The organism is Terriglobia bacterium, assembly GCA_020073085.1.
Lineage (GTDB): Bacteria > Acidobacteriota > Terriglobia > JAIQFV01 > JAIQFV01 > JAIQFV01.
The window spans coordinates 17,242-30,070 of sequence record JAIQFV010000035.1; the positions used below are offsets into that span (position 1 = coordinate 17,242).

Below are 12,829 nucleotides of genomic sequence, written 5' to 3' on the forward strand. Positions count from 1 at the left end.
GGCACAACCTTATAATAATTCCCTGTCCTGCTCATCTCCGCAATGCGCTCTCTACGTCCCATTACCCTTCTCGAATCACGAATGAGCGGAGCCCACCTCCACCGATTCGACTCACAAAGGGATATCGGGATAGTGGAGGTCTTCCTGGCCGGCGGAGCGACGCTGGAGGATCTCTTTTCCAGAGGGGGGAGCGAGGTTCTTCCACGTGCAAGGCCTCGAACAGGACGTTCGCTAGGCTTGGAACTGAGGGCATGGTTTCGCCCCGCAAGCGGGGCTCTCACTTTATTTCTCACTGGTACCCCGCCCTCGCCCCGCAAAAGGAAGAGGCGCGGGGCTCCCGCCACGGCGGATCTTCGACAGACGGGGCTACAATCTCATAGCCCTCCGGGCCTAGCGCGGCAGCAGCCTAGCTCGAAAAACGGGGACCGACAGAACCGAGCCGACATCTCTTCCTCATTTTCCCGTCCCTTCAAGGCTGGAACCATTCCATTCTTCCTTCATTCCATCCCAATCGAGTTGAATCGAAGAGTCTAACGCTGAGGTGACGCCCTTAATTTCGGAATTCAGGTTCAGCAGATTCGCCCACTGGCTCTTGGCTGACGCTCAAATCGGAAGAGACCGTCACCCAAGGTCTGCTTGATCCCTCCTGCCTTCCTGGTTTCCTAATAATATTCCCCTAGAAATTAAACTTAATCGCAAACTGCAACTGGCGCGGGTCATACGCCTGTGTGAAGGCGAAGGGTGAAGAGGGGGGCAGCGTCGGATCGCCGTCGCGGCGTGTGGGATTGGTTCCGACGATGTTATTCATGTTCTTGAAATTGGTCCGGTTCAACAGATTGAACCCCTCCGCGATGAAATCCAGGCTTTTCGACTCACCGAACCGGAAGCGCTTGCTGACGCGCATATCAAACGCCACAAAATTCGGGCCCAGTCCGGTATTGCGTCCGACAAACGGGGGCCGATCGGTATTGGTCGTCAAGTCGTTGTTCAGGTCGACGCCTGCGAGAAGGTTGAATGGAAAGCCGCTGCGCGCGGTCACGATGGGGGCAAACGTGAAATTCGCCAGAACGCGCTGCCACGCCGGAGTCCCACTACCCCCTTTCCAGGGGGTCTCCATCACCGCGCTGGCCACAACGCGTTGCCGCACATCAAAGGACGACAACGCTTTTTCATTGTGAAGGTTGTTGGAATCGAACGGGGCCAGATCCTGGTTGAGATCCGTCGAATCATCGATAGCCTTGCTCAGGGTGTACGCCAGCGAGAACTGATAGTGGTGACTCATGCGCTTATTCAGGGCAAACGACATCCCGTTATAAGAAGAGGCGGCGCTGGTCTCGATGAAGAACCGGGCCACGAATCCCGGGAAGTTGCCATTCGAACTGCCATCGGCGTTGGTTCCCTGAAAGAGGGTTCCGATTCCGGGGACCGATCCGGTCGGGCGCAAATTACGGTCGATATTGCGAATCACCTTATTCCCTTTGTTCCACATGTAATCGACGGAGATGGACCAATCCTTCCCGATTTCGTGGTCAATTCCAAAACTCGCCTGCTGGACGTAGGTATTCACGACGTTCGGATCCACTTCCTGTGTCGTCAGGGTGGGCGGGCCGGCGGTCAATCCGAAGATCGACTGCATCTCTTGTGCGGTGATGGTTCGGCGTCCCAGGGTATTGGCAAAAATGTAATGCCAGATCGCCGAGGCGTCGGTGGTGGGGGTTGCCGGATTGAACAAGCGGAGAATGTTTTGAATCTGACGTCCGCCCAGCACCCGGGAGGCAAAGGCCACGGATTGATAGAGCGGGGAGTAAAAAACCCCGTAGCCTCCGCGGACAACCGTCTTGCCGCTTCCGAACGGGTCGTAAGCAAAGCCGAATCGAGGGGCGAAGTTATTCAGGTCGCGATGCAAAGGGGAGGGCTGCAACTCGGCGAAGTAACGCACCCCGTAATTGAGCTGCAACTTGGGGGTCACCTTCCAGCTATCCTGTGCATACCCCTCCAACTGAGTATTTGCCTGAGAGGTCACCGGGTTGCCAAAACCCTGGTCAAAAAAAGCGGGGATCCCGGCATTGAAGGCTTGCAAGGAAGTGAGCGGAGCCAGTAACACGTTAGAGATCGGCCCGATGCCGGGAACCACGGTAAACGCGCTGAAGGGAGACCCCGGCGTGGTGATCAAGAACTGGTTCAACGCGGTAGCGGTCGGCAAACCGAGCCCTCCTGCCAACGGGAAGAACAGCGGAATCTGGTTCGTGAAAACCGCTTCTCCGCCCAGGAAGATGGCAACGGTGGAATTATTGAAGGGGAGGTAGTTGACTTCACCTCCGAACTTGAAGGCATGGCTGCCGCGCGTGTAGCTGATGTTATCGCCCCACTGCCATCGCAGCCCCGTGCGGAGCGTCGGATTGTTGAAATCGCGTCCGAAGTTGGCGATCCCGTTAATGAAGATGGCCGGACCAAACGGATCAATCGTGTTGAGATCGAATACGTGCCGGGCAAACTGGAAGCGCGCTTCGTTAATCACCCGGTCATTGAAGATGTGACTCTCCGTGAGGATCAGATCCTCCTGTTGCTCTTTGACGGTCGTGCCGTGAGTCAGCGTGTCCTGACCGCCCACGCGGGTCCCAAAGGTGTACCCGTTAAAGAAGCTGAACCGGCCGAACAATTGATCCTTGGCGTTGAACTGGTGATCGAGCCGCAGAGAGGCGTTGTTGTTGGTGTTGCGGAACGGAACCCGCCCGTCGGCGCCTTTCAGCATGTTGAAAGTGGTACCGCTCACCGTCGCCAGTTGCTGCGCAAAAGGCGGAAGGGTCGCCAGAACCTGCGGCGGAGGTGTGGGACCGGTCGAGAGAAGCAAGGGAAGGATCTGTCCCAGGCCGATGAGTTGCGCGGTCTGCGCTGAAGGGGGCAGATGGGCCAGAAAATTGGCCAGGGCGGTCTGCGTGGACGTGGGTTGCAGGGCAGAGACATCGGGGAACGCGGTGACGAAGGAAGACTCCCGCTGAATCAGCGCTTCATACGACACAAAAAAGAATGTCCGGTCTTTTTTGACTGGCCCGCCCAGGGTGAAACCCGGTTGATTGCGCTTGAAGGGGGAACGGGTCCCCGTGGTGCGTTCGCTGAAGTCCAGGGGATTCCGGGCATCCAGGTCTTCGTGGCGGAAGAACTCAAATAGATTCCCATGTAGCTCGTTGGTTCCGGACTTGGTGATGATATTGACGGAACCCGCCGAGCTCCCGCCAAATTCCGCGTTGTACCCGCTGCGGTTAATCTGGAATTCCTGCACGGCCTCCTGGCTGACGGTTGGCCGTACCCCGTTGGACGCATCATCAATGAAGCTGACGCCGTCCACGGCGACACTGTTGGAGCGGGCGTTCTGCCCCCCAAAGGAGAGCCCCGAGTTGGGGATCTGCTGAAGGGTATTGATGGTGGGATTGGCTTCCACCACGCCCGGGGTCAACAAAGTAAAATCGAGAAAATTCCGGCCATTGATCGGGAGGTTGGCAATGGGTGTTTGGGTGATGGTGGCGGATTGCGCTGAGCGCTCCGTTTCCACGATGGGCGCTTCCCCGCTCACCTCGACCTCGGTCGCTTGCGCCCCCACACCCAGCTCAAATCCCATCACGGCCACCTGTCCGACCGTCAGCACGACCCCCTTCCTTACGCCCGTGCTGAAACCGTTCGCCTCCGCCTTCACATCGTAAGTGCCGGGGGGCAGCAGAGAAATGCGATACTCCCCCGACTGGTTGCACAGGGCCGACCGCGTCAATTGAGTGGCGGTGTTTGTCGCGGTGACCGTAGCCCCCGGGATGACAGCCTTCGAAGAATCCAATACCGTCCCGGTCAAATCTGCCGATGACGCTGCGGCCTGAGCCCAGAGCTGCAGGGCGGGCAAGGAGAACAGCAAAGCGGCAGCCAAAAGCAACATGCTTTTTCTAATCATGAATCTCCTCCAGAAGATTTTTGAGACGAAGCTTCCACTCAATTGAACCCGTGTTTAGGGGAACGCCCAACCTGTCCTGCCGGCGAATGGAGCCGACCTACCGACAAATGCGCCCAGTCTTTCCAACTGATGAAAGTGAATGACGAAGACGGAGCGAACAAGACGGACTGGTTCCACTACTGAATCCTGAATCAATGCATTCCACGAACGCTTAATCGGATAGTAGTGCCAAACTGCCTGGCGGCATATGAAGGATAAAGCTCAGCTTTCTAAATGAGGACGCACAGCATACATCTTTCATGAAGGGGAAGCAATATCAAAAGTAGGGATCAAAGTAGAACCCGGTCAGCGAGAAATCAATGCGCCACGGGCCACACGTCCATTCCTAGGAGGAAACAAGGAATCGAGTCAATTCGAGGAACCCTCCTCAATCGTTCCCTGACAGTAAAATCCTAACAGCACCCCGATTCATCGGGGTGTCCACCATTCTCCCTCTTCCTGCACTTCAACCGATTTATCGGTTTCCTGTCACTGGCAGCCGACTCAAAAAAAGGCAAAAGAGTTCTCTCTTTCCCAAATCTGGCCTGCGCTTCCACTAAACCGTTGAAAACGGTTTTCACGGATTCTTCCGGATCCTGGTCACCCCGATAAATCGGGGTGCTGTCAAATTGATACGCAGCAATGCAAGAGTAGGTTAATGATGAAGGGGCGCTCGTGCGCCCGGCTGGTCCAAAATGCAAATCGCAGCCTGAATATTTTCGACGTCCCCTATGGGAGAGCGCTCTTCGAACCGGGAACGAGTTTCATTCCCACCCATGCCGGAAGCGGAGCCAGCCAGGCGACGCATCCGACGACCACCAGTTGAAGGAGATCCAGGTAGATGCCGAACCCCCAATGCAGGTTGGGCACATACCAGCGGACAAACAGCCCATAGCGCCAATATTCCACGCAAACCTTGACCAGAATTGAAAATGCAATCATGGCCGCAGCAACGTAGGAGGAACTCAACAGGGTCCCTCCTGCTGAATCCCCCAACCTCTGGGGTACTTCTGAGGGTTGAGGACGCCTCATCAAACCGGCGGTCACCGCCACTGCGATGAACAATGCACCGGCGGCAAAGAGCATATTCTTGCCGAAGAAGAGTTGGAGGTTTTCCTCGACATTGACTGCCGTGAAGGAGTAGCCCATATGAGCGGCTTCAAAGAGTCCCCCGTACACGATCCAATAAATTCCTATCGCGCCAAGGCCCCAGGCGACCTCGCGGAGATTGACCCATCGACGGCGAAGGTAAAAAAGACTCCCCCCCAAAGGCAGAAGGACGAGCGGCAGGACCCACTTTAGCCTCGCCGCCGGCTCGCGCGCGATCCGTTCCTGCTTGGCGGCTTGCGCCTCTGTATCAAGTCCGTCAAGAGCCGCTTCGAGGGAGGTCACGATCTTGACCGAAGGTTCTTGAGTGAGGGCATGGGCGGGCGTTCCTTTCACGACCGACAAGTACGCATCCGTGAAATTCTTTCTTTGGTGATAGAGACTGTCGAGCAATCCAACTTTGGCGGCGCCGTCAATTCGCAGGGCATCCGTGAGAATCATTCCCTGGTTGGCCGCCGGGATCTCGGTGCCCAGGAGTGCGGCCACGGTGGGGGCAAGGTCGATCTGCCGGCCCAGCAGGGCCACGCCGGGTTGAATCCCCTTCCCTGCCATCACCCAGGGAACCGTCATCACATCGGGTTCATCTCCCCCATGCCCGCCGCGGTCGACGTGACCGTGATCCGAGGTCACCATCAGCACGGAACTGGAGAAATCGATGGTGGCCGCGAGATTTCGGATTTCTCTGTCCGTCAGCTCAGCGGCGTTCTTGTACTCCGGGGAAACCGCCCCAAAGTCATGGGCCACTTCGTCCGTCATCGTCAAGTCGATCAGGAAAAGACTTGGGTCCTTCGTGCGGATCAGTTCGCGCGCCGAAGCCGACGCCTGATGCAACTCCCGCTCCCCTTTGACAACATCCTTTCCCAATTGGTGGCCATCGCCTGAAGGAAGCGTGACTCTTTCATCCACGTAAGGTGTAAATAATTTCTGGGCATTGTTTCCGGCTTCAAGAGCGGTCTTCAAGCCTTTCTTTTTGGCAAGCTGAAAGATTGTATCGATTGGAAGAGGACGGGCCTTGAAGTTGGTGAGTTGGCCGTGAACCTCCTGCCAGGCGCCGCTCATCATGACGGCGCGGCCCGGCAAACTGAGTGACGGCAATCCCACACGGCAAATGACATCGGCTCCGCGACGGCGAAGCGCGTTGAGAAAATTCATTTCACGCGATTGGTCGTATCGCAACCCGTCGACAAGGATGATGTAGACATGCGGGGTGATGGGTGGGAGCGGGGCCGCTCGCAGATTTGAAACCGCATAGGGCGGATGATATCCGATGAAGGCATTCCAGGCTCGAAGCGCTGTGAAGTGCGCCAGAAGCCCAAGGACAAGCAAGAAAACAGGAATCAAGAGGACCGGTCGTTTTGTTTTCACAAATATGCTCTCATTAAGTCGGCGAAATCATGCAAGGAATAATGCAGGAGTCCGCACTTCAAACCTGTCCCTTCATCACACCTTTATCAAGCTTCTCTGGCGTTCCATTGCCACGGTCTCAGACCCTTGGCTTTCCCGATCGCCAGCATCCCGCCAAGGAGTATAGCCACGACGACCCCTTGCAGGACCCGATAGCCCAGGTTGGGGGTGATGGCATTGAAATGATCCACGATGAAGCCTCCAGCGATAGTTGAGATCACCTGGGGAATGATCGTGGAGACCGTCCAGATTCCCATGTCCTTGGCATACGAATCGGCGCCGGGGAGCAAATCGTTCACCATCGCCCAGTCCACGGCCGTAAATGCGCCATAGCCAAACCCGAAGACCACGGCCGCCCACCGAATAGAAGTCTCCGACTGGTTATAAACAAACATGAATGCTGCCACCGTCATCAAGCCGCCGGTGAAATAGACGATGGCGCGGCGGCCCAGCCGATCAGAAAGGAATCCCGCGATCACGGCGCTGGCCAGAGCGGCCCAACTGGCGATCTCCAGCAGCACGCCAGCACTGCGTTCGGGATTGGCCACGCGCACAACATCGCGCAGAAAATACTCGAGGAAGAACATTACGGTATAAAAGCAGGAGAGGATCGACATCCGGCTCAGGCAAAGCCATCCGAATCCTGGATGCGCCCGGAAATCAAATTTAAAGCTGGAGACGATCTCCTTGAAATGAAAGGGCCGGGCCTCAGGGGCGGCCGGTTCACGAACTCCCAGAAAAGTGAGGACAAAAAGCACGACCACGACCGAGACGATGACCCACATCATCTCCCGGGGCTGTCCCGCGCCCATGAAATGGCTCGAGGCGCGGGCCGCGGCGATGGTGCCCAGGACCGACATAAAGCCGATCCAGCTCGAGACCGCCCCGCGCTGCTCTTCGTTCACGAGATCGGGCACCAGGGCGGAGTAGGCCGATCCCATGGCGTTATTGGCCACAATGAGAACGAAATACCACAGCACGTAAACCACATACTGCCCGTGGGCGGCGGCTACAAAAAGCTGATAAATGGCGAACAGGTTTACCACAATTCCAAGGGCCATCTGGGGTCGTCGTCGGCCCAGCCGGGAATGAGAATGGTCGCTCAAACCTCCAAAGAAGGGCTGCGCCAACATGGACAGCAGCGCTCCGCCGCCCAGAACCAGTCCCAGGGCGCGACCTTGCATCGTGTCAGGAACCAGGCCGTGGATCTGTGACTGAACTACCACCACCAGCAAGGCGCTCCAATGAAAGTTGTAAGCAAACCAGAAGTTGGTCAGGAAGAATTGCCCGGCGAGGGAGAGATTCTTTTTCATGAGGCCGGATCGGCCTCCGCCACCGAGAAGATCAAATTTCCAATGGGAGGCCGGAAAGGCCACCAAAGATCATACCTGTAAACCCGGGTTTGAAGGATGTTCATCCGCCGCTAGCCTCGATCGAAATTCATTGAGCACCCGCTTGATCTCCCGTTTCAGATCTTGAATGAGGGAAAATCAACTGACGTCTTTCTCACTCAAAAATGAACTGCACGTGGATTGCACTTGTCGTTCGCAAGAGATGCGGGCCGTGCAATTAGAAATTTTTCAATCGTAACAAATCGCTTCATGGAAGACAAACGGATTCAAAGAGGGATCGCAGGGGGAAACCCAACACATAACATGCCGTCTGGCCGAAATGGAATCGCCGGGTCAGGGGACCCGGCCTACAACGCAAAATCATGAAGCTATGTTGTGAGCCCGATGCCCTCACCGGGCATTCTAGGATTTGAGCAACAGCAAGGATACGACCCCATGCATTCTTTACGATTCGGTATTTCATAGCAATGTCAGGAGGTTCGACTTGGCGAACCCAATTCGTGAGGACATTTCAAAAGACGAGATTGAATCCTGACAATTTAGAATGCGCATGTCTGGGTGCAACAATTCTTCCATCTGCCACTTCAAGCCGGTTTATCTTGGCCCTCGATCAGGCACCTAGAATCCTCCGCACATCTCGAAACTTATTTTGAGTCTATCGCATCCTCCTTCACAACGATGAGGAAAGAAAGCGATCCAAATGCAGGGGTCTTTCCCAAACCAGTGTTCGAGATGTCGAATTCCAGAAGTCTAATTTCCACAGAAAAACCAGGATAGTAGATATTTCGAAGTTCCTGAGGGGCATTTACGTTCTTGGGGCCTCCCTCGTTTGGGCCCGAATTGTCGCTGTTGCGAAAATGGAATGCATCTATTTGGTCTGAGCTTATCCCATGGGACGGTTGGTTTTCGGGGAGAACGATGTTACGCGCGTCCTTGTCCTTACTAAAATCAACAGCCACGCCGAAAACACCGTCCTTAACCTGTATTGCTCGTTGAAGGAAGATCTGTAAGTAAAGACCCTTCCATACTTCGGAATAGCATCTTGTTGTTTGGTTGGCACGCTCAGTAGGAAGATCCTTACAACCCGCGGGGTTCATTCTCAAATATATCGAGACACTGCGCGGCCGGATATCGGAATGAACGACTCTTGCAAATATGCGTGAGTCCCCGGATTCCGCCGAGTATAGGGATGTCGTCAGGCATACCATGCAAAGTACTATACTTATCGTTCTCGAAAGACTGATGGAGCAAGATCTCAACATATAGAACCTCCATGCACCTAAAGGAAATCCTCGTAAGGAAATTGTCGATTAATACATCAATTTGGGAGTCAGACCTTTCCATTTTCATCTAACTGAAATGGAGAACAAAAAGATGTGAAACCAAGCGGTCTTTGACAGTCCCGCTTGCGGTCCGCCTCGGGCGGATTTGGCCCACGGCGCCAGCCGTGGGGTCAGGGCGCTAAAATCAATGCCGAGCCCCGCCAGGGGCGACAGACTTTTCAGCCATAACTCAAAATTGAACTGACGAGGTTTTTCTCTGTGTGGGCGCAATAGATAGACTATCTTTCGTTCCTACCGGAGCTCGACTTCTACTTCTTGCTGCGCTTCCCATGGCTCGCGCCATGGGCCAAAGATCTGCCGCCCGTCAAGGCGGGCTGAATGCTAATTTGACGTTAATTCTTTTCAGTTTTCATTTCAAAGATACGAGCTGTCTATCACTGCTTGCGCGGCGTGATTCGATCATGAATGGCGAAGACCAGGTTTTCAGGATTTCCGAACACCATCCACCCCTCGGTTGGACTTAAATGTCGGACAACGCGATTCAAGGCTTCCCGAACGGTGACGTCTGTAAATTTCGCACTCCATGGCTTCGAATAATCCCTCACAGATTGCCAGGTTAGAAAGGTCTCTTTCGGAGAAGAGACCGGAGCTACTATCTTGGACAGCGTATCGTCGGCATTCCGGACCTCATGAAACTCAATTACTGTCACTCTTCGATTGAAGAAATAGGCTGGATCGTTCAAGGTACTCCGAGGATAGATGTTTATGGTCGTTTCGTCTTGCGACCAGGTATACCGCGGATCCAATTTACACAGGAAGTCCAAGGTTTCAGCGAGGGTTGCTTCCTGGATTTCCGCATTGAATTTAGGGTCTGGGGGCGGGCCGGATGTTAGAGTCCCTTGGATGAGTTCGATCGCAAAACCAAGATCTGAAGTAACCGAGTTGAGTCTTGCGACCGCAACGAGGAATCCCTCGTTTGCCAAAGCAAACTTTCCAATCTTCTGGTTGATGAGACTGGAATCCTCCGTAAGGCGATCGATCTTCTGTGCCCGGGCCTGATTTACGCACAAGAGCATCATGAGGGCCAGGGACAATGAGCTGAACCTCAAAGAACAAATTGGTTTAAACATTAACTATTGGGCCCCCCATTCGTAATATTGACACCATCCGACCGCTGTTCTAAGGTGTTATGACGCACGAAAATACCACCGACGAACAAATCTTGCTTAGATCTGAAAACATACCCAGAAGGCATAGGATTCCCTGTTTGAGTCATGAAATTAAGTCGGTCAAAGAACTCGCTATTTGCATCCGTGGCACCCGCTCCAGTGTCCCTAATAATCAAATCTATCTCTGATTGGGACAATGGTACTCCGTCCTTAGTCGCGCTCTGCAATTCAACTATTTCATCAACCTCTATGTCGCCGAACCCTGGCTGGAGCAATTGTCCACTAGGGGAGGTATATATATTGTAATATTGGTAAGCTATATAGCCGTTTGGCTGTGGTATGATTTGTGTTACCCCTTTGTTCCGGAGAAATTTAAAAATTCGGATTGTGATCAACCGAGAAGCTGATGAAATCCCAAGATCCTCTACCCCATAGGTAACGTTGATTCTTGTGTCAAGAAGTGTCGTACTGGGACTATTCCCAAGAAGAGTAACACCGCTAGCCGATGGATTGTCAAATGTTACGCGAGGGTTGGGGGTACTCCAATAGTACTGGCCACCACCAGGATTACCAGTAGCCTGCCATTGGTTGAAACGAGTTACCAAAGGATTTGTCGCAACAAAAATGAAATTATAGACACTGTCAATACTGACTGTGGGTCGGACATTCGTTACCCCCGACGGGCTTCTACCTCTAGGCACTTTGACGCAAGAAACAGGATCATATGCGAAACCAAAGTAATATGGGCTGATCAGGGCAAAGCCAGGAGATATGCCCGTAATAACGGCTGGCACTGTGGAACCATCCACTGTCGCGACGCCCTCATTGGTTGAGGACCAACTGGAATCAAGTGTGACATCATAAAAGCTGAATATTCGATTGCAATCAACCCACTCACCCATTGCATTCCATCCACAGGTTTCTCCAGGTAGTATCCCGCAAGGCTGCTGGCCAACAATACCCACGTCGTCGAAGCTGTCTGGGCAAGGGCAACCTTCCCCTGGGTCCCCTGGGAGAATGATATTGGATGGAGTCCTCGCGGACCCTCCTTTGTTCATCGGACCGGGATTAACCTCCTCATTGCGCTGAATCGAAATGAACTGCCCCATCACTGGCACATTATCCAAACGGGACCAATAGAGGTTCCCATCTGACGCCGAAACAGGGATTTTATTCTTTCGAAAGTCCTCCGTTTGCGAGTCACGCAGTTTCCGCAAGTCAATCGCCCGAGTTTCATGGGCCTTCAGCTTGAGATTCGTGAGATAGTAATCCAGTCCATTGGCCTTGACCGTGAATCCAATTCGGGAATCGTCTTCGCCCATGTTAGTCAGGAAAAGAATCGATTCCGTCTTGGCGTCCAAATGCCAAGACGAAGTTCCGCTCATCGCATAACCATCGCCTTCATTCGTCAAGAAAAAGGAGAAAGTCGCGCGCCCGTTCTGTTCGGTGCTCACAATTTCTGAGCTGATTGACTCCGGCGCGCCGTCATATTGAATCCGGATGGCACAGAATGACAAGGGCAGTGGTACCCTTGCGTAGAAAGAATCTATCGAAATATCCACAGTGGAAAAGCCATCGACAGTGACCGGCGGTAGCACGGCTTGCTGCGGTCCATCTTTCCCTGAGTATTCAATCGTTAAGGTAACGTTTTGCGAGGCGCCTTTCAAGTTTCGCACAATTACATGCGGAATAAAAGTTCCCAACCCCGCGTAGACCGATCCACTCGTTGGTGTGCCAATAGGCACACCGGTCGCGTGCAACGCGCTCACTGTCTGTCGATCCAGACGTGGAAGATGCAGAGTCGTTGAAAATTTGCTCGAAGGATTGCTCATTTGACCCATACCAATTAGGGAAGCCTCCGGGCCCCGGGGGCTTACTGTAATCCCCCCTTCTGGGACATTCTGAGCGTTTTCGTTCAGATCATTCAACAAATCAGCCACGCAGAGAGCCTTAGTCTCCCGTGCGCCAAAATAGAGCACGGAGCCGGGATGACGTTTCGCCTTGAAGTCAAGAAACACATCCGCTGCGACCGGGTGTTCTGCGATATTGGAGACGAAAAACTTCGCATCACGACCGTCCGCCAATCCCCACCAGAGAAGGTGGAGCGCCGGTTGAAGCCCACTCTGGCCATTATCGTTTTTAAACATCCCTGAGGCGAAATGGATACCTGTTGCAGGATTCGCGATTAGGATTTGACCTGTTAGGGTCTTTATATTATCGTTTATGAAATTAATTGCGAGGCTCCCATCCGAGAATTCTCCAGCCGCGTCATTCGGCAGGCTGTGAAGCCATTCTGTGATGTCGACCGAGATCTTCCCTTGAGCCTCGATGACGAACGAAGGTCCAGTCAACTTCTTTCCTGATCGACTGAAGGCTGACACGCTGAATGATTGAGATGTCACTGCTGTCCAAATTAGCTGAGATTCAAGACCCTGACCCGCATGAATATTGGTTAAAACTGTTGTGATTGTCGATTTTCAAGTTCAGGTCTCCCATTCTGCTGTCCCAGTTAGCGATAGGAAAATTCCAGTTGTTGGA

The 12,829-nt window shown here is 53.7% G+C and carries 5 protein-coding genes; all 5 read right to left on the bottom strand.

What is annotated here, in order from left to right:
* Positions 1-676: 676 nt before the first annotated feature.
* Complete coding sequence (locus LAO21_21065) at positions 677-3,937, bottom strand: TonB-dependent receptor (protein MBZ5555210.1); 3,261 nt, start codon at positions 3,935-3,937, stop codon at positions 677-679.
* A 768-nt stretch (positions 3,938-4,705) separates the two neighbouring features.
* Positions 4,706-6,448, bottom strand: a complete 1,743-nt coding sequence (locus LAO21_21070) for an alkaline phosphatase family protein (GenBank protein ID MBZ5555211.1) — start codon at positions 6,446-6,448, stop codon at positions 4,706-4,708.
* An 86-nt stretch (positions 6,449-6,534) separates the two neighbouring features.
* The gene (locus LAO21_21075; protein MBZ5555212.1) at positions 6,535-7,800 is read right to left on the bottom strand and encodes an MFS transporter; all 1,266 of its coding nucleotides are present in this window, start codon (positions 7,798-7,800) and stop codon (positions 6,535-6,537) included.
* Between the two features lie 1,756 nt (positions 7,801-9,556).
* Positions 9,557-10,252, bottom strand: coding sequence for a hypothetical protein (locus LAO21_21080; protein ID MBZ5555213.1), 696 nt, complete (start codon positions 10,250-10,252; stop codon positions 9,557-9,559).
* Positions 10,252-12,693: a hypothetical protein gene (locus LAO21_21085; protein ID MBZ5555214.1), complete on the bottom strand. Its 2,442-nt coding sequence runs from the start codon at positions 12,691-12,693 to the stop codon at positions 10,252-10,254. The genes LAO21_21080 and LAO21_21085 overlap by 1 nt, the downstream gene beginning before the upstream one ends.
* Positions 12,694-12,829 lie beyond the last annotated feature (136 nt).